Genomic DNA, 17,902 nt, shown 5'->3' with positions numbered 1-17,902 from the left:
GCGGCACCCGCTCGGGTGCCGCGCCGGACTCGTTCTCAGCCGCGGATCAGGATTCCGCGCCCTCCTGCTCGGCGCTGCCGGCGCCGCGGCCCTGGATCAGGTCGTCGTCCGCGCCGGGACCACCCACGAGCGTGTCCTCGCCGTTGCCGCCGTCGAGCGTGTCGACGCCGAACCCGCCGAGCAGCACGTCGTCGCCGTTCTCGCCGGACAGCGTGTCGTCGCCGGCGCCGCCGCAGACGACGTCGTCGCCGTTGCCGCCGCTGATGGTGTCCTCGCCGCCGAGGCCCATGATCACGTCGACGCCGTTGGTGCCGCGCAGGACGTCGTCCCCCGCGGTGCCGCGGATCGTCGGGGCGAGGCCGTCGCAGCGCTCGTCCAGGTCGATCCCGACCAGCAGCGGGTCGTGGTCGCTCGAGCGGTACGGGTCCGCCGCGTAGAGCGCCTCGTCGCCCGCGTACTGGTAGGCGAAGGACTCGACCGAGTTGATGTTCCAGTGCACGGCGCCCCTCACCTTCGCGGTCAGGGACGCGGTGGCCAGGGCGTGGTCGAGCGAGCCGGACAGCGCGTCGAAGACGTAGCTGTACCGGTCGGCGTCGAACCGCGAGCCCAGGTCGGTCAGCCCGGCATCCCGGAGGGCCGCGATCGGGTCCTCCTGGGTGTAGGCGTTGTAGTCGCCCAGGGAGATGACGTCGGGGTCGCGCTCCCGCAGCTCGTCGATGAACGCGGCCAGCGACTCGGCCTGCCGGACCCGGTCGCCGTTCCAGGCGCCCTGCCCGTCCCCGGCGTCCGCGTTGTCACCGGTGGCCGAGCCGCCCGAGCCCTTGGACTTGAAGTGGTTGGCCACCACGGTGAAGGCGTCGCCGTCCTTGACGAAGGTCTGCGCCTGCGGCTCGCGGGCGTTGTCCCAGACCTCCTCGTCCACCAGCCCGACGGGGTCACCGACCAGCTGGACGACGCCGACCCGGTAGATGATCCCGTTGCGGATGACGTCCCGGTCGACGTCGTAGAGCTCCTCGGGCAGCGGGACGAAGCCCCACTTCTCGTACCCGGCGGCCGCGTTGAGGCGGGTGACCAGGTCGGCGAGCGCGGCGTCGGCGTTGCCGGCGCTGTATCCGGTGGAGTCGGTGTCCTCGATCTCCATCAGCGTGACGACATCGGCGTCCAGCGTGTCGACGGCGGTGACGATCTTGTCGGCCTGCTGCTGGAACTCCCCCGCACTGGTGGCCCCACGGGCGTTCGGGCCGGTGAGCGTGAGGAAGTAGTTCAGCACGTTGAACGCGCCGACCCGCACGTCCCCGGGGACGGTGTCCGGCGCGGCCGGGCGGGTGTTCTGACCCGCGAAGACACCGGCGGCGGTGCCGTCGGCCGGCTGCAGCCGCCACTGGTCGAAGCCGTAGCCGAGGACCAGCGGCTCGGTGAACGCGAGCGCGTCGCCCACGCGGACCGGGGTCTGCGGCGTCAGGTACGGCCGGGTGGTGACGCCCACCCGGGCGCTCACGCCGTCGTCGAGGACGATGCCGCGCATCGCGTTCTCGGCGGCGATGGCCTCCGCCTCGGCGCCGGGGCGGGCGAGCTCGGTGGGCTGCACGAGCAGGCCGCCCTCGGAGAGGGTCAGCTCGCCGTAGCTGGTCAGGTCGAAGACCTCGCTGACGGTGAGCGTGTCGACGGGCGCGACGAGCATGCCCTCGAGCCGCTCGCGCTCGGCGTCCTCGGCGGGCAGGTCGAGCCGGGCGGGCTCCGGCAGGTCCTCGGCGGTGCCGTCGGCGCAGACCGCGACGTCGGTGCGCGCGGTGATCTGCGTCTGGCCGCCGAACTCGGTCACGGCGCCGCGCACGGCGACGGTGTCGCCGAGGTCGACCGCGGCGCCCGGGCTGTAGACGAACACGCCGTCCGAGGTGGCCGCGTTCCCGTCGCCGTCGGCGTCCTGCAGGTAGAAGCCGTCGAGGCCGGGCACGTCGCCGACGACGACACCCCGCACGGTCACCGTCTGGCCGCCCAGCGGGGTGCTCGCCCCGGTGCCCTGGACGGCGCCGATCTCGCGCGTCGGGTCGGCGTCGCAGACACCGGTCTCGACCGGCGGAGGCGGACCGATCGCCGGGTTGACAGCGCCCCGGGTGTTGGCCGCAGCCGCCTGCCACTCGAGCTCGCCTGTCGCCGTGTTGTGGACGCGGGACAGGGACTGCCCTTCGGGCACCGCGTTCTCCGAGACCCCGATGTCGGTGCTCGTCCGGCCCTGAGCCGGGCCGTTCGTGGGGGTCAGGACACCCTCGTACGACAGGAACTCGAGCACCTCTGCCCCGCGGACCAGCGCGATGCCGTCGTTGCCACCGTTCTGCAGGCCGTCGACGGGGTAGTCGACGACCACCACGGCAGCGGCATCCGCCGGAGCCGTCGCCACGGGGACCGCCGGAGCGGCCGGCGTGTCGTAGCGCTGGCTGTTCCCGCCGTTGTAGCGGACGAGTTCGAGTCCCTCCGAGGTCGTCCCGGGCGGGAGCGTGATCTCGACGAACTCACCACTGTCGGTGCTGGCGTCGTCGTAGTGGATCTCGGAGATGTACGGCGCGGTCGGCGCGGCGGCCGACGCGGCGGTCGGGAGACCCGTGACGGCGACGGCCACGGCAGCGGCGCCGAGTGCCGCCCGGCGCGCGAGCAGGCGCCGGGAGCCGGTTGATGAGAGCACTGAGGACCCTTCAGGCAGGTGCCAGGACGTGAGCGACGCTAAGCAGCCGCCGCGCACACTCCAACAACGGTTCGTAACGAGTAGGTGACTACCCGCACAGAGTGTGACCGGGATCACCGACATGTCGGCGTGTCACCGAGTCGACACGCCGACACGGCGACATGGCGCCCGCAGCCGCCGTCCGAACGCGTGTTCGATCACCGTGACAGACTGCGCGGGTGGCAGGCGGGATGCAGCGGGGCAGGTCACGGCCGTCGCTCGGCGAGCGGGCCGCGGACTCCGGCGTCACGCCGGCCCCGTCCCCGGGGGTACCCCCGCGGCCGCCAGCACGGGGACCGGCGGGCAGGCACTGCTGGGTGCGCACCCCGCCCGGCGCGGACGGGACCGTCCCCGGCCTGCTCGTCGAGTGGCGCCAGTCCGCCGGCGGCTGGCAGGGCCGGGTCGCCTACGCCGTCCCCGGGCCGCACGGCCCGGTGCTCGTCGAGGCGTGGCTGCCGGCGGGGTCGCTCGAGCAGCGCTAGGGGTTTCCCGCCCGTCCCCACGGCTATGGCCTCGGGGACCGATCGACGACGACGCAGCGGAGGCACTGCGATGACCGAACCCGACCGCCCGACCCTCGACGACGTCATGGACACCGAGGAGTCGGCGCCGCGCGACCGTCAGCAGCACGGCAAGACCGACCCGCGGCCCGACGACGACTGGCTGCAGCACCGCACCGAGCAGGAGCGGCAGGCCGTCGGCTCCGACGACGCCGACCCGGCCGGCGCGGAGTTCCACTCCGCCACCGACTGAGGAAGGACCCTCCTGCCCCCCACCCCTCCCTCCGCTCGGGGCGGGCTCCCTGCAGGAGGGCCGCACAGCACGTCTCCTGTCCGGGGCGGGTGCCGGAGGGCACCCGCCCCTCAGCCCCGGCCCAGCGCGGTGCTGCGCCCGAGCAGCAGGGCCAGCACCAGCGCCCCGCCGATGCCGGTGCCCGCGACCGCCACCGCGCCCGGCCACCCCGCGGCCGCCCAGGCCCGGCCGGCCAGCGTGCCGCCCACCGACGAGCCGACGTAGTACCAGAACGAGTACAGCGAGGCGGCCTGCCCGACCGGCCGCTCCCCCAGCGCCGCCCGCGCGGCCACCCAGCCGCTGGCCACGCCGTGCGCGGCGAAGAAGCCGACCGTCAGCACCGCCAGGCCCGTGACGAACAGCGCCAGCGGCGCGGCCAGGGTCAGCGCGAGGCCCGCCGCGGTCACCGCCAGCGCCACCGGCACCACCACCCGCCGCCCGGCCCGCTCGGCCAGGCCGCCGGCGACCGGGGAGGCCACCGACCCCAGCAGGTAGGTGAGGAACACCAGTCCGGCCAGCGCGGGCGACAGCCCGTACGGCTGCGCCTCCAGCCGGAACGTGCCCGCGTTGTAGACGGCCACGAACCCGCCCATCAGCAGCGCCGCCAGCCCGTAGAGGCCGAGCAGCACCGGGTCGCCGAAGCCGCGGGCGAGCTGGTGCAGCACCGGCGTCTCCCGCGGCACCGCGACGAACCGGCGCGAGGCCGGCAGCAGCACCCAGACGGCGACCGTGCAGGCCACCGCGAGCCCGGCGATGCCGCCGACCGCCGTCCGCCAGCCGCCGAGGTCGGCCAGCGCCCCGGCGACCACCCGGCCGCTGAGCCCGCCGATCGCCGTGCCGCCGACGAACAGCCCGATCGCCCGCGAGCTCACCGACGCGTCCAGCTCCTCGCGCAGGTAGGCGACGCCGACGGCGGGCAGACCGGCCAGCGCGAACCCCTGCAGGCCGCGCAGGGCGAGCAGCGCCTCCCACGCCGGCGCCACCGCGGTCAGCACCGCCAGCCCGCTCGCCACGGCCAGCGCCGCCCGCAGCACCGGCCGGCGGCCGATCCGGTCCGACAGCGGGCCGAGCACGAGCAGCCCCAGCGCCAGGCCCGCCGTCGCCACCGAGACCGACAGGGTCGCCGCGGCCGGCGACACGGCGAAGGCGCGGGTCAGCTCGGGCAGCAGCGCCTGCGGGGCGTAGAGGACGGCGAACACGGCGACGCCGGCGAGGAACACCGCTCCCGACGCGCGCCGCAGCGCGGGGTCGCCGGCCCGGTGCCCCCGCGGCAGCGGCTCCTCCCCGCCCGGCACGGCGGCGGGCGGGGACGGCACGCGCCCATCGTGCCCGGCTGCTGGGATGGCCCCGTGCCCCGCCTCCGGTCCGCCGACGTCGCCTGCTGGGTGGTCAAGACGGCGCGGCCGCCCGAGGCCGTCGTCCCCGGCTGGCGTCCCGGGGAGCCGGCGACGGTCTCCCGCTGCCTGCGCCGCTCCTACCGGCTGGGGCTCATGCGCCCCGGCGACCCGTGCCTGCTCTGGCTGAGCGGCCCCGACCGCCCGGGCGTGCACGCGACCGGGGAGCTCTCCGGGGAGGTCGGCGAGGGCGCGGACGGTCCGGTCGTCGTCGTCCGGCTCACCCTGCTCGCGGCCCCGGTGCCGCGCGGTGACCTGCTGGCCGACCCGGTCGCCCGCGACGCCGAGGTGCTGCGCATGCCGGCCGGCAGCAACCCCTCCTACCTGACGCCCACGCAGCACGCCGCCGTCCTCGCGCACCTGGGCTGATCCCACAGCCGCGGCTGGGACCATGGGGCGCATGCCCGGCAAGCGGATCACCTGGGGCGCGGTCGCCTGGCTGCTGACCCTCCAGTTCTTCGTCGTCGAGACGGTCGTCCAGTCGCGGTCGGTGCTGCCGTACTCGCGCTCGGCCGACACCATCAGCGCCCTCGGCGACGCCACCCAGCCGGCGCACGCGCTGATGAACGCCTCGTTCGTGGTGCAGGCGGGGCTGATCGGCGCCGGGGCGGTGGCGCTGCTGCCGGTGCTGCGCGGGCGGGCGGCGCGCCCCGCGGTGGCGCTGCTCGGCGTGGCCGCGCTCGGGGTCCTGCTGGTCGGCGTCTTCCCGCGGCTGACCTCGCCGGCCCTGCACACCGCCGGCACGGTGCTGTACCTGGTCGGCGGCGGCCTCGGGCTCATCGCGCTGGCCTACGCCGTGCGGCCGTGGTCGGAGGCGCTGGGCACCACCGTCGTGCTGCTCGGCCTGTTCGCCACCGCGATGACGGTGTTCTACGGCGCCGGGGTGGTCGAGCTGCTCGGCGAGGGCGGCACCGAGCGCGCCGCGGCGTACGTGCTCCCGATCGGGCTGGCGCTGGCCGGGGCGGGACTGTGGTGGCTCAGCCGGACCCGCGCGGAGCCCGACACCGACCGCCCGACCCGGCGGCAGCTGCGCGCCCAGGAGCGCGAGCGGGAGCGGCTGGAGCGGGCCCGGCGCGCCGCCGAGCGGGACGACGCGCTCGAGGCCGCCGCCCGCCGCGCCGACGCCACCGGGGCGACGACGGCGGACCCCGCCGGCCACGACACCGCTCACCACGACCCTGCCGACCCCGCCGCCGACGACGACCTGGACCCCGACGACCCGTGGGCCGGCCCGCGCCGGCGCCGGGAGGGCTGACCCGCTCGCGGGCGTCCCCGGCCGCGGCCACGATGGGACCATGACCGCCGAGGAGACCGCACCCACGCTGCAGGAGATCCCCGTCGAGGAGTGCCACCGGCTGCTGGCCACGCAGGAGATCGGCCGGCTCGGGGTGAACGCCGAGCACCACCCGCTGATCTTCCCGGTCAACTACGCGATGGACGGCACCACGATCGTCATCCGCACCGCCCCCGGCACGAAGCTGGCCGCCGCGGAGCACGCCAACGTGAGCTTCGAGGTCGACGAGATCGACCGGCGCACCCGCAGCGGCTGGAGCGTGCTGGTGCGCGGGGTCGCCGAGGTGGTGGGCCCCGAGCACCGCGCCGACCTGGTCGCGCGCACGCGGGCCACGGGCCTCGAGCCGTGGGCGCCCGGGGAGCACGGGCACTGGGTGCGCCTGATCCCCACGGCGGTCACCGGCCGGCGGATCGTGCCCGGCGAGCTGCCGCCCGCGGTGGACCCCCGCGCCTACCTCTGAGCGGCCGCCTCCAGCACCGGCTCCGGCTGCCGCACCCGGCCGCGCCGGCGGGACAGCGCCACCCCGGCCAGGCACACCGCGCCCCCGGCGACGGCGAGCGGCGGCGGCACCTCGTCCAGCAGCGCCCAGCCGAGGACGACGACCAGCGGCGGCACCAGGTACGTCGTGACGCCGAGCCGGCCGGCCTCCGTGCGGGCCAGCGCGTAGGCCCAGGTGCTGAACGCCAGCGCCGTCGGGACCACGCCCAGGTAGACCATCCCCAGCACCGACGACACGGGCGCGGCGGCCAGGTCGGACACCAGCGCGCCGGTCCACGGCAGGCAGCACGCCGCCCCGATCGCGCACGCGGTCGCGGTCACCTGCAGCGGCGGCAGCCGGCGCAGCACCGGCTTCTGCGCCACCACGCCGACGGCGTAGGTGACCGCCGCGACCAGGCACAGCAGCACCCCGAGCAGGTCACCGCCGCTCCCCCGGCCGGCCACCCCGATGAGCAGCACCCCGGCGAAGGCGACGGCGAGCCCGGCGACCAGCCAGCGCGGGAAGCCCTCGTGCAGCCACACCCCGGCGAGCACCGCGATCAGGATCGGCCCGATGTTGACCAGCATCGCCGTCGTCCCGGCGTCCAGGTGCCGCTCCGCGGCGTTGAGGGCGACGTTGTAGACGGCGAACCAGCCGACCCCGCAGACCGCCAGCAGCCCCCACTCCCGGCGGGTGGGGGCGACCCAGCCGCGCCCGAGCGACAGCAGCGCGAGCACCGCCGTCCCGACCAGGAGCCGCCCCAGCGCCAGCGCACCCGGCGAGAGGTCCGCGCCGACGGCGCGGATGCCGATGAAGGCCGAGGCCCAGGCGAGGACGGTGACGACGACGGCGGCGAGGACGGGCAGGGACACCGGGCGGGCGGGCACCAGCCGACCGTAGAGGTGGCCGACGACCGGGCACCGGCGGTTTCCGGACCTGGCGCTCGACCTGGCGGCCGGCTTGCGGAGATCGGCAGGAACGGCCCCCTCGCAGGGGCCCGCGTCAGCCGCGGAGGTGCTCGGCGTAGGTCACCCGCCCGCGCGCCGCCTGCGGGCCCGGCAGCACGCCGCCCTCGCGGAACGCGGCCGACAGCCGGCCCGGCAGCGGGGTGGACACCACCCTCACCGAGGGCTCGCGGGCGGCGACCCAGGCGCGGGCGAGGTCGGCCGCCGAGAGGTCCTCCGGGCCGCCGAACTCGACGGCCTCCCCACCGGACGGCGGCCCGGCGACGACCTCGGTGAGGAACCCGGCCGCCTCACCGACGTCGACCGGCGCGGCGCTCCAGCCCATCGGCACGATCAGCACCGGCCCCCGGCGGGCGGTGCCGAGCATCTCGTCGACGAAGTCGTGCCACTGGGTGATGCGCACGATGGTCACCGGCAGCCCCGAGGCCAGCACCACCTGCTCGGCCGCGAACTTGGCCCGGTAGAAGCTCCACGGCACCCGGTCCACGCCGACGATCGAGACGTACACCAGGTGCCGCAGCCGGTCGCGGTCCAGCGCCTGCACCAGCCGCCGGGTGCCGGCGACGTCGACCTGCCACGGGTTGCCCCGCGGGTCGGTGGCGGCGTGCACGACCACCTCGGCGCCGCGCACCGCCGCCGGGAGGTCCCGGCCGGTGGCCAGGTCCGCCCGCACCCCTCCCGGGCCGGTCCCCCGCCTCGACACCTGCCGCACCTGGTGCCCCGCCGCCTGCAGCGACGGGACCAGGACCCGGCCCAGTCTCCCCGTACCTCCGGTGACCACGACGTCCATGGGTGCAGTCTGGCCGGACCGGTCCTCCCCGTTCCACCGGCGTGCCGCAGCAGTCGTATCTCACCTGCGAGATACCGTTCTCCACCGTGACGGCGACCGAGCTCCCGGCCGAGACCACGACCACCTCCTCCCCCGCTCCCTCGCCAGCGGTGAGCGCCACGCAGCGCATCGGCCTGCTGGTCCGCGACGCGCGACGGCACCGCGGGCTGACCCAGCAGCAGCTGGCCGAGCGCCTGGGCACCAGCCAGAGCGCGGTCGCCCGGATCGAGCAGGGCGGGCAGAACCTCACCCTCGACCTGCTCGGCCGGCTGTCCGAGGCGCTGGAGAGCGAGCTGATCAGCGTCGGCCCGGCCGGCCCCACCCACCTGCGGGTCACCGGCGGCACGCCGCTGCGCGGCAGCGTGACGGTCAAGTCGTCGAAGAACGCCGCCGTCGCGCTGCTGTGCGCCGCGCTGCTCAACCGCGGCCGGACGACGCTGCGCAACGTCGCCCGGATCGTCGAGGTGGACCGGATCCTCGACGTGCTGCGCTCGATCGGCGTCGTCGCCACCTGGGACGGGACCGGCCGCGACCTCACCCTGCAGGTCCCCGACGAGCTGGACCTGGCCGGCATCGACGCCGACGCCGCCCGCCGGACCCGCAGCATCATCATGTTCCTCGGCCCGCTGCTGCACCGTGCCCGCACGTTCCGGCTGCCCTACGCCGGCGGCTGCGACCTCGGCACCCGCACCGTCGAGCCGCACATGATCGCGCTGCGCCCGTTCGGCCTGGAGGTCGAGGCGCACGCCGGCGAGTACCACGCCACCGTCGACCCGCAGGTCACCGGGCGGCGCACCATCGTGCTGACCGAGCGCGGCGACACCGTGACCGAGAACGCGCTGCTGGCCGCCGCCCGCACCGAGGGCACCACGGTCATCCGCAACGCCAGCTCGAACTACATGGTCCAGGACCTGTGCCTGTACCTGCAGCTGCTCGGCGTCGACGTCGAGGGCCTCGGGACGACGACGCTGACCGTGACCGGCCGGGCGGTGCTCGACGCGGACGTCGACTACACGATCAGCGAGGACCCGGTCGAGGCGATGAGCCTGCTGACCGCGGGCATCGTCACCGGGTCCGAGCTGACCGTCCGCCGCGCGCCCATCGAGTTCCTCGAGATCGAGCTGGCGGTGCTGGCCGAGATGGGCCTGCGGTACGAGCTCTCCCCGGAGTACCTGGCCGACAACGCCCACACCCGCCTGGCCGACGTCACCATCCGCCCGTCGCAGCTCAGGGCCCCGATCGACAAGATCCACCCGATGCCGTTCCCGGGGCTGAACATCGACAACCTGCCGTTCTTCGCGGTCATCGCCGCCTCGGCCACCGGCTCGACGCTCATCCACGACTGGGTCTACGACAACCGCGCGATCCACCTGTCGGACCTGACCCGCCTCGGTGCCGACGTCCGGCTCATGGACCCGCACCGGGTGCTCGTCACCGGCCCGACCCGCTGGCGCAGCGCCGAGGTGGTCTGCCCGCCGGCGCTGCGGCCCGCGGTCTGCATCCTGCTGGCGATGCTGGCCGCGCGCGGCACGTCGGTGCTGCGCAACGTCGACATCATCGCCCGCGGCTACGAGCACCTCTACGAGCGGCTGATCGAGATGGGCGCCTCGATCGAGGTCTTCTCCGACTAGGGCAGGCACGGGAGGCCCTCCGCACGCCCTGGCACCCGGGACGTGCGGAGGGCCTCCCCGTACCTCAGCGCTCCTGGGCGGTGGGGCGGACGAGGACCTCGTTGACCGCCACGTGCGGCGGCTGGCTGACCACGTAGAGGATCGCCTTCGCGACGTCCTCCGCCTGCAGCGGCGTCATCTCGGTGTACATCCGCTGCGAGGCGGCCTTGGCGTCGGGCTGGGTGATGTGGTCGGTGAGCTCGGTGGCCACCGCGCCCGGCTCGACCAGCGAGATCCGCACGCCCCGGGTGGTCACCTCCTGGCGCAGCGACTCGCTGAAGGCGTTCACCGCCCACTTGCTGGCGTTGTAGACGCCGGCGCCCTTGCGCGCGGTGCGCCCGGCGACGCTGGAGACGTTCACGACGTCGCCGGAGCCCTGCTCGACCATGCCGTCGATCGCGGCGTGCGTCATGTACATCAGGCCGAGCACGTTGGTCGACAGCATCCGCCGCCAGTCCTCGACGTCGGCGCCGACGATCGTGCCGAGCAGCATCACGCCGGCGTTGTTGACCAGGACGTCGAGCCCGCCGAGCTCCTCCCGCGTCCGGGCGACGGCGGCCCGGCAGGACGCCTCGTCGGTCACGTCCAGGTCGAGGGTCAGCGCGCGGGCGCCGCCGTCGCGCAGCTTCCGCGCCAGGGCGTGGAGCCGGTCGGCGCGGCGGGCGCCGACCGCCACGGCGGCGCCGGCCTCCGCGAGCGCGACCGCGGTCGCCTCCCCGATCCCCGACGACGCCCCGGTGACCAGGGCGACCCTCCCGGACAGTGGTCGGCCGGCGTCCGTCATGCGGTCCTCCTCCCGGGCCGCCCGGTGCGGCACCCCGGCCAGCCTGCGCCCGCCCGCGGGATCCGGCAGCGCGGGCGACTCAGTCCTCCGGCAGGACGACGCCGAAGCCGCGCACGGCCAGCCGCAGCAGCACCGGCCCGCCGCGCTGCAGGTCGGCCACCCGCGCGGCGGCCGCGGCCTCGAGCTGGGCCACCCGGCGGGCCAGCGCCTCGGGCCCCTGCAGGCGCGCCCGGTGCAGGACGGTCGTGTTGTCCCACACCCGGCGCCGCGACTCGCGCAGCAGCACCCGGGCCGCCGTCCGGTTGAGCCCGCCCAGGACCCGGTCGGCCGGCGTGCGGCGGCTGCCCGCGGCCTGCAGGGCGAGGTCCTCGGCGGCCACCCGGCCGGCCAGCACCTCGTCGATGCGCTCGTGGTCGCGGCGGCGGGAGTCCAGCAGCGGCGGGTCGGCGAAGTCGGCCGGGCCGATGACCCGCACCAGCGACTGCGGCAGGTCGAAGTTGATGTGCGCGTTCATGCCGAGCAGCACGTGCGCCTCCGGCCGGGCGGCCGGGTCCGTGCCGAACGCGGCCCGCCACGGCGCCGGCGGGGCGGCCGGGTCGCGGCGGTGCGCCTCGAGGGCGTCGAGGTAGAGCCCGGCGAAGTCGACGTCCCAGTCGGTCACCCAGTCCGGGTCCTCGAACCGGCCGGCGTCGATCGCCGCGTTCACCGCCTCGGTGGTGCGCAGGTAGGTGCCGAGGAAGTGGCGGGCGGGGTCGCGGGCGGCGACGAGGGCGTCGAGCAGGTCCTGCATGCGGGCGACCAGCTCGTCCACCGGTGCGGTCACGTCCCGATCGTCCCCCGCGGCGGGTGTCCCGCGCGCGTCAGGCGCCCAGCAGGCCCGGCAGCCGGTCGAGGGCCGCCGTCACCAGGTCCGGCAGGTCCCCGGCCTCGCCGGCCAGCCAGTCGTCCTGGGCGACCTCGAAGCAGGCGACGACGAGCTTGGCCAGCAGCAGCGCCTCCCCCGCCGGGACGCCGCGGGCGGTGAGCCCGTCGGCGAGCGCGGCCTCCCAGCGGCGCAGCTTCGCCGCCGCCCGGGACCGCAGCGCCGGCACGCCGGCCACCACCTGCTCGCGGGCGAGCAGCAGGTCCCGCAGCGGCGCGACCTGCCCGGCGATCGCGACGGCGGCCGAGCGCAGCGCCGCCCACGGGGACAGCTCCGGCGGGGCCTCGGCCACCGCCGCCGCGGCGGCGGCGAGCAGGTCGTCCTCGAGGCCGAAGAGCAGGTCGTCCTTGTCGGCGAACAGCCGGAACAGCGTGCTGCGCGAGACGTCGGCCGCCGCCGCCACCTGCTCGGTGCTCGTCGCGGCGTAGCCCTGCTCGGCGAACAGCGCGACCGCGCGGCGGGTCACCTCGGCGCGCAGCCGCCGGCGCCGTCGCTCCGCGGCCGTCTCGGTCACCGCCACCCCCTGTTGACACGGAGTCCCATCCTGACACAGAGTCTCACATCGGGACGTCGTCCCGCGAGAGGAGACGCGATGAGCGACATCCGCACGGCCCTGGTCACCGGCGCGACGTCGGGGATCGGGCGGGCCGCCGCCGGGCACCTCGCCGCCACCGGGGAGTGGCGCCTGCTGCTCGGCGCGCGCGACGCCGGCCGCGGTGCCGCGGTCGCCGCCGAGCTGGGACCGCCCGCCGAGGTGGTCGACCTGGACCTGGCCTCCCTCGCCGCCGTCCGGGCGGCCGCGACCCGGGTCGCCGCCGGGGAGCCGCTGGACGCGCTGGTGCTCAACGCCGGCGTCCAGGTGCCGGTCGCGGACCGGGCCAGCGCCGACGGCCACGAGCTGACCTTCGCGGTCAACCACCTCGCGCACTTCGCGCTCACCGTCGCACTCCTGCCGCACCTGGCGCCGGGGGCGCGGGTGGTCGTGGTCAGCAGCGGCACCCACTGGGGCACCTGGCGGAAGTCCGGCCCGTTCCCGGCGCCGCGCTGGGCCGACCCGCGCACGCTGGCCCGCCCGCGACGGGAGTCCGGGCAGCGCGCCTACGCGACGTCGAAGCTGGCCAACGTCCTCTTCGGCGCCGAGCTCGCCCGCCGGCACCCGGAGCTCGACGTCGCGGTGTACGACCCCGGCCTGGTGCCGGGCACCGGACTGCACCACCGCTACCCCGCCCCGGCCCGCGCGCTCTACACCGGGCTCGCGCCCCTGCTCGCCCGGCTGCCGTTCGCCTCCGGCGTCGACGAGGCGGCCGCCCGGCTCGCCGCCGCGGTCACCGGCCCGCCCGGCACCAGCGGGCGCTACCTCGAGCGCGGCGTGGAGGCGCCGTCGTCGCCGGACAGCCGCGACCCCGCCCGCGCCCGCGAGCTGTGGGAGGCCAGCCTGGAGCTGACCCGTCCTCAGATCAGGGCGTCGTAGCCGTCGTCGGGGGGCAGCAGCCCCGAGTCGACCGGCGGGCGGTGCGGCTGGTCCAGCCCGCGCATGCGGGCGGCGTGCAGCGCCAGCAGCAGGTTCAGCCGCAGCGTGGGATCGGTGGTGAAGGGCCCGAGCAGCCGCTCGAGCTTGCCGATCCGGTAGCGCATCGTGTTGTAGTGGAAGTGCAGCCGGCGGGCGGACTCCGCGACGTTGAGGTTGGTCTCCAGCAGCACCCGCAGCGTCTCGCGCAGGTCGGCCGAGTCCGGGTCCGCGGCGTCGGCCAGCGAGCCGAGCACCTCGTCGACGTAGGAGCGCAGCTCCGTGCTGTCCGGGATGAGCGACAGCAGCCGGAACACCCCGAGCTGGTCGAAGTGGGTGACCGCGGCCGTCCCGTGGATCTCCTGCCCGACGCCGAGGGCCCGCTGCGCCTGCTGGTGCGCCTCGCCCAGCGCCGAGATCGACCCGGCGGGGCGGCCGATGCCGGTGCCGAGCACCCGGCCCACCCGGCGCACCCGGGCGTTGACCCGGGAGGTCACCGCGGTCACCAGCGAGGTGATCTCCTCCGGCGTCCGGCCGTCCAGCGGCAGCACGGTGACGATCTCGGTGGACAGCCCCGCGACGGCGGCGCCGCTGACCTCCGTCTCCAGCGCCGCCCGCCAGCCGTCGGCCAGCCGGTCGAGGACGTCGAGGGCGCGGGTGGGGTCGGCCGCCGGGTCGGCAGCGGTCTCGGTGGCGGTGACCAGGACGACGACGGGGCCGTCGAGCCGCCAGCCGAAGGAGCGGGTCTGCGCCAGCGCCCGCTCGGTGTGCCGCAGCGAGCCGCCGACCAGCCGGCGGACCAGGTCGCCCTGGAAGCGCAGCTCCACCGAGTGCACCGCCTGCTGGCGGATCACCGACAGCGCCGAGACGACGGCGGCCCGCTCGAGCACACCGCCGGCGCCGACCACCATCTGGCCGCGACGGTGCACCGCGACCAGCCAGCCGTGCCGCTGGTCGCCGGCCATGATCGGCGCGACCGCGTACTCCCCCACGCCGCCGGGCAGCTCGTGGTGGCCGGGGACGAGCAGGATGCCGTCGGCCGGGGACAGGTCGGCGTCGGCGAGGACGTCGGCGGGCGTGACGACGGTCTGGTCGGCGCGCACCCCGGACAGCCGGTGGGCCGGCGCCATCATCGCCAGCTCGTCCTCGGCCTCGGCGTCGAGCAGCCACAGCCAGTCGCTGATCTCGGCGACGTCGGCGGGCGGCCCGGCGCTGGTGACGATCTCCCGGTCCGGGCCGAGCCCGAGGACGGCGGCGCCCTCGAGGTAGGTGGCCAGCTGCTCGGTGACCTCGGCCAGGCCGCCGCCGCTCAGGGCGACGTCGATGAACTGGTCGTGCATGCGGGCGGAGACGGCCAGGGCCTCGCCCTGCCGGCGCACGACCGCGCCGAGCACCTCGGAGACCGCCTCGTCCATGCGGACGGCGGCCGGCAGCGCCACCACGGGGAACCCGTGCCGCTCGGCCTCGGCGAGCACCTCGGCCGGCACCGGGGGCGGCCCCTCGGTGCGGCGGAAGGCCAGCGCGGCGGCGCCGACCTGCAGCAGCCGGTCCACCAGGGCCCGGCCGGCGGCGGCGTCGGCCGGGGGCAGCCGGGCGCCGAGGACGACGAGGACGTCGGGGCCGGCGGCGGCCAGCGGGGCCGCCGGGTCGTCGACGACCATGTGCCGGACGACGCGGCCTGTCCCCGCGCGGCCGGCCACCACCTCGGCGCCCACCAGGCGCGGCAGCCGCAGCGCCTCGTCCAGGCGCAGGCCGACGCGGTCGCGCCAGCCGGCGCGCTCGTCGCGGGGCGGCAGGGCGCGGGAGGGGGCGGGGTGCTGCCATCCGTGCGGCAGCTGCAGCGGCGCAGTCGGGTACATCGCCGAGGTCATCGGCATCTCACTGTGGGTCACGACTCGCCCTCCTCCTCACCCGTCGTCCGTCTCGAGTTGCGGGAAACTGGCAGGTGTGCCTGGACGGGCACCCCCATTCTTGGCCACATTCGCCATAAGAGGACGTGCGACGCGCCGCATAGCTTCGAGTCAGTCGGCCCGTCCGCTGGATGGTAGGCGTTCCCCTCAGGTGGTGCGCCTCACCCTCCGGCGGCCGGTCCGAGGGGCGGGAGTCGAGCGGAGGGTCGCTCCCGCTGTCCGACGGGGAAGGGCTGCACAGATGCGCACCATCGACCACTCGACCACCGGTTCTCCGACCGCACCGGGGCGCGCCGCCCGTGCCGGCGTCCCGACGATCCCCCTGCCCCGCTCGTCGGCGCAGGAGACGCTGCGGACCGCGTCGCCGGCACGTGCCGCCTCGGCCGTCCCGGCCTCGGCCAGCACCGGCGTGGCCGACCTGCTGCGGGGGCCCGTCCGCCCGGCCCGGGTGCTCATGAGCATGCCCGCCGCGGTGTACCTCCAGGTGTCCACCGAGCGCGGCACCGACGTCGTCGGGGTGCTCACCAGCGACGCCGCCCGGCTGCCCCTCGGCTGCGTCCTCTTCCGGCCCAGCAACGGCCGCCCCCTGGTCGCGCTGCCCAGCGGTGCGCCCGCCGAGGTCGGCGGCGGCCGGATCGTCGTCGGCGACCTGGTCGTGCGCGCCGCCGCGTGGTGGGACCCGCGGCCGCGGCTGCCCAGCCCGCGCCCGGCGCTGCTGCCCGAGGGCGTGCGCCAGCTGCGCACCACCCTCTACGGCGAGGGCGTCCCGCACAGCGCGTTCACGCTGCCGGGCCTGCCCGCCGGCCCCGGCGGCCCGCTGGCCGCGCTGCGGGGCGCGGTGCGCCGGGCCGACCTCGACGCCGCGCTGCGCACCGCCGCCCGGCTGATCGGCCTGGGCCCGGGCCTCACCCCGGCCGGCGACGACGTCATGGCCGGCACGATGGCCGGCCTCGTGCTGCTGCGGCACCCGGCCGCCGAGCGGTTCGCCGCCGGCGTCTACTCGCTGGCCGCCGGCCGCACCACCGAGCTGTCCCGGGCGCTGCTGCGGCACGCCGCGGCCGGCCGGGTCAGCGGCGAGTACGCCGCGGTGCTGCAGGGCCTGGTCGGCGAGCGCCCGCTCGGCCCGGCCATCGAGGGCCTGCTGGCCACCGGCTCCACCAGCGGCCGCGCCATGGCGCTGGGCCTGTGCACCGCGATCGACCTGGTCGACCGCACCACCCGCGCCCGCTGACCGCACCCCGACGCGACGGCGGCCCCCGCCCGCCCGGGAGGGGGCCGCCGTCGCGTGGGCGACGAGTCCGCCCGGCCCGGGCCGTCTCCTCTCCCGACACCCACCGACCCCGGGGAGCCCGCGATGTCCTTCCAGGCCTACCTCGACGCCTACCTCGACGCGATCGAGGAGAAGACGGGCCTCACCCCGCGCCGGTTGCTCGCGCAGGCGCACGAGCGGGGCCTCGACGCCCCGGACACCAGGGCGGGTGAGGTGGTGGCGTGGCTCAAGGAGGAGCACGGGCTCGGCCGCGGTCACGCGATGGCGCTGGTCCACGTGCTGAGGAACGGCCCGGTCATCGACAGCAAGCACGTCGGCAGCACGGGCTCGCACCGCGACGAGTCCGACACCCTCTGGCTCGACGGCAGGGCCACGAAGCCCGCCGGGTGACGGGCCGCGCGGGGTCCTCCGGCTACAGGCGGCAGGCGTGGATGCTCGTGACGAGGATGGCGCGGGCGCCGAGCTCCCAGAGCTCGTCCATGACCCGGTTGGTGTCCGACTGGCGGACCATAGCGCGCACCGCCGACCAGCCCTCGGTCTGCAGCGGGCTCACCGTCGGGCCCTCGAGGCCGGGGGTGAGCTCGGTGGCCCGGGCCAGCAGTTCGTTCGGGCAGTCGTAGTCGAGCAGCACGTACTGCCGGGCCACGAGGACCCCGCGCAGCCGCCGCCGCAGCTGGGCGACGGCGGGGATCTCCTCCGCGCCCTCGCGGCGCACGAGCACCGCCTCGCTGGTGAGCACCGGCTCGCCGATGATCCGCAGGCCCGCGGCGCGCAGCGTCGTCCCGGTCTCCACGACGTCGCACACGGCGTCGGCGACCCCGAGGCGGCAGGCGGTCTCCACCGCACCGTCGAGCTTGACCACGCCGGCCTTGATGCCCGACTCGTCGAGGTACCGCTGCAGCAGCACCGGGTAGGCGGTGGCGATCCGCCGTCCGGCCAGCTTCTCCACCGAGTCGATGCCCGACTCGACGGGGCTGGCGAACCGGAACGACGAGCGGCCGAAGCCCAGCGGCATGACCTCGACGGCGGTCGGGCCCTCGCCGTCGGCCGGCGCGGTCTCCAGCAGCATGTCGCGGCCGGTGATGCCGACGTCGAGGGTGCCGGCGGCCACGTAGACGGCGATGTCGCGCGGGCGCAGGTAGAAGAACTCGGTGTCGCTCTCGGGGTCGTAGACCGCGAGGTCCTTGGTGCTGCGCCGCTGGCGGTAGCCGCTCTCGGCGAGCATCGCGGCCGCGGGCTCGCTCAGGACGCCCTTGTTGGGCACGGCGATGCGCAGCACTGGGTGGCTCCTTCGTTGAGTGCTCGTCCGATGGTCTCTCGGCCCTCCTGCAGGGTCCCGCCGCGAGCGTGCGAGTGGTGGGGGGGCAG

The 17,902-nt window shown here is 76.3% G+C and carries 18 protein-coding genes; 9 read left to right on the top strand and 9 right to left on the bottom strand.

Going from position 1 to position 17,902, the window contains the following annotated elements; genetic code table 11:
• Positions 1-46: 46 nt before the first annotated feature.
• Positions 47-2,617, bottom strand: a complete 2,571-nt coding sequence (locus ACI8AR_RS04515) for an ExeM/NucH family extracellular endonuclease (protein WP_457049904.1) — start codon at positions 2,615-2,617, stop codon at positions 47-49.
• A 419-nt stretch (positions 2,618-3,036) separates the two neighbouring features.
• Here ACI8AR_RS04515 and ACI8AR_RS04510 point away from each other — a divergent pair, with 419 nt between their 5' ends.
• Entirely contained in the window at positions 3,037-3,201 is a 165-nt protein-coding gene (locus tag ACI8AR_RS04510) for a hypothetical protein (RefSeq protein ID WP_456938974.1), read from the top strand.
• 70 nt (positions 3,202-3,271) lie between these two features.
• Positions 3,272-3,472, top strand: coding sequence for a hypothetical protein (locus tag ACI8AR_RS04505; RefSeq protein WP_387986958.1), 201 nt, complete (start codon positions 3,272-3,274; stop codon positions 3,470-3,472).
• Between the two features lie 110 nt (positions 3,473-3,582).
• On the opposite strand, the gene ACI8AR_RS04500 is transcribed toward ACI8AR_RS04505, so the two are convergent.
• Positions 3,583-4,827 (bottom strand): MFS transporter, encoded by a 1,245-nt coding sequence (locus ACI8AR_RS04500; protein WP_457049903.1) that lies wholly within the window; start codon positions 4,825-4,827, stop codon positions 3,583-3,585.
• A 33-nt stretch (positions 4,828-4,860) separates the two neighbouring features.
• On the opposite strand from ACI8AR_RS04500, the gene ACI8AR_RS04495 reads away from it, so the two are divergent.
• Genes ACI8AR_RS04495 through ACI8AR_RS04485 form a run of 3 tightly spaced genes read left to right on the top strand, consistent with a single transcriptional unit; the run spans position 4,861 to position 6,659 of the window.
• A complete protein-coding gene (locus tag ACI8AR_RS04495) occupies positions 4,861-5,274 on the top strand; it encodes a hypothetical protein (protein WP_457049902.1) in 414 nt (137 codons plus the stop codon).
• A gap of 31 nt (positions 5,275-5,305) precedes the next feature.
• A complete protein-coding gene (locus tag ACI8AR_RS04490; RefSeq protein WP_457049901.1) occupies positions 5,306-6,160 on the top strand; it encodes a DUF998 domain-containing protein in 855 nt (284 codons plus the stop codon).
• A gap of 40 nt (positions 6,161-6,200) precedes the next feature.
• On the top strand, positions 6,201-6,659 hold the full coding sequence (locus ACI8AR_RS04485) for a pyridoxamine 5'-phosphate oxidase family protein (RefSeq protein WP_456938979.1): 459 nt from the start codon (positions 6,201-6,203) through the stop codon (positions 6,657-6,659).
• Here the strand turns inward: ACI8AR_RS04485 and ACI8AR_RS04480 are convergent.
• Positions 6,650-7,564 carry a DMT family transporter gene (locus tag ACI8AR_RS04480; protein WP_457049900.1) on the bottom strand — a complete coding sequence of 305 codons (915 nt, stop codon included), beginning with the start codon at positions 7,562-7,564 and terminating at the stop codon, positions 6,650-6,652. The two genes, ACI8AR_RS04485 and ACI8AR_RS04480, sit on opposite strands and share 10 nt — an antisense overlap.
• 115 nt (positions 7,565-7,679) lie before the next feature.
• Positions 7,680-8,432: an SDR family oxidoreductase gene (locus ACI8AR_RS04475; RefSeq protein WP_457049899.1), complete on the bottom strand. Its 753-nt coding sequence runs from the start codon at positions 8,430-8,432 to the stop codon at positions 7,680-7,682.
• 86 nt (positions 8,433-8,518) lie between these two features.
• Here ACI8AR_RS04475 and ACI8AR_RS04470 point away from each other — a divergent pair, with 86 nt between their 5' ends.
• Positions 8,519-10,102 carry a helix-turn-helix domain-containing protein gene (locus ACI8AR_RS04470; RefSeq protein ID WP_457049898.1) on the top strand — a complete coding sequence of 528 codons (1,584 nt, stop codon included), beginning with the start codon at positions 8,519-8,521 and terminating at the stop codon, positions 10,100-10,102.
• A gap of 64 nt (positions 10,103-10,166) precedes the next feature.
• Here ACI8AR_RS04470 and ACI8AR_RS04465 read toward each other — a convergent pair whose 3' ends face one another.
• The 3 genes from ACI8AR_RS04465 to ACI8AR_RS04455 all read right to left on the bottom strand — a co-directional run bounded on the left by ACI8AR_RS04465 (position 10,167) and on the right by ACI8AR_RS04455 (position 12,361).
• Entirely contained in the window at positions 10,167-10,925 is a 759-nt protein-coding gene (locus ACI8AR_RS04465; RefSeq protein WP_457049897.1) for an SDR family NAD(P)-dependent oxidoreductase, read from the bottom strand.
• A gap of 79 nt (positions 10,926-11,004) precedes the next feature.
• Positions 11,005-11,748 carry a DUF5995 family protein gene (locus ACI8AR_RS04460; RefSeq protein WP_457049896.1) on the bottom strand — a complete coding sequence of 248 codons (744 nt, stop codon included), beginning with the start codon at positions 11,746-11,748 and terminating at the stop codon, positions 11,005-11,007.
• Positions 11,749-11,785: 37 nt separating this feature from the next.
• Positions 11,786-12,361: a TetR/AcrR family transcriptional regulator gene (locus ACI8AR_RS04455; protein WP_457049895.1), complete on the bottom strand. Its 576-nt coding sequence runs from the start codon at positions 12,359-12,361 to the stop codon at positions 11,786-11,788.
• 78 nt (positions 12,362-12,439) lie between these two features.
• On the opposite strand from ACI8AR_RS04455, the gene ACI8AR_RS04450 reads away from it, so the two are divergent.
• Positions 12,440-13,318, top strand: coding sequence for an SDR family NAD(P)-dependent oxidoreductase (locus ACI8AR_RS04450; protein WP_457049894.1), 879 nt, complete (start codon positions 12,440-12,442; stop codon positions 13,316-13,318).
• On the opposite strand, the gene ACI8AR_RS04445 is transcribed toward ACI8AR_RS04450, so the two are convergent.
• Complete coding sequence (locus ACI8AR_RS04445) at positions 13,300-15,246, bottom strand: PucR family transcriptional regulator (RefSeq protein ID WP_457049893.1); 1,947 nt, start codon at positions 15,244-15,246, stop codon at positions 13,300-13,302. The genes ACI8AR_RS04450 and ACI8AR_RS04445 overlap by 19 nt on opposite strands.
• Before the next feature lie 259 nt (positions 15,247-15,505).
• Here ACI8AR_RS04445 and ACI8AR_RS04440 point away from each other — a divergent pair, with 259 nt between their 5' ends.
• Positions 15,506-16,495 (top strand): DUF2877 domain-containing protein, encoded by a 990-nt coding sequence (locus tag ACI8AR_RS04440; protein WP_457049892.1) that lies wholly within the window; start codon positions 15,506-15,508, stop codon positions 16,493-16,495.
• A 123-nt stretch (positions 16,496-16,618) separates the two neighbouring features.
• Positions 16,619-16,924 (top strand): DUF4287 domain-containing protein, encoded by a 306-nt coding sequence (locus tag ACI8AR_RS04435; RefSeq protein ID WP_457049891.1) that lies wholly within the window; start codon positions 16,619-16,621, stop codon positions 16,922-16,924.
• A gap of 22 nt (positions 16,925-16,946) precedes the next feature.
• Here the strand turns inward: ACI8AR_RS04435 and hisG are convergent, their stop codons facing one another.
• Entirely contained in the window at positions 16,947-17,813 is an 867-nt protein-coding gene (gene hisG / locus ACI8AR_RS04430; RefSeq protein WP_456926801.1) for an ATP phosphoribosyltransferase, read from the bottom strand.
• Positions 17,814-17,902 lie beyond the last annotated feature (89 nt).

This window comes from Geodermatophilus sp. SYSU D01036 (assembly GCF_054050435.1).
The sequence above is the reverse complement of the archived record's forward strand: the minus strand, read 5'-3'. Positions and strand labels throughout refer to the sequence as shown.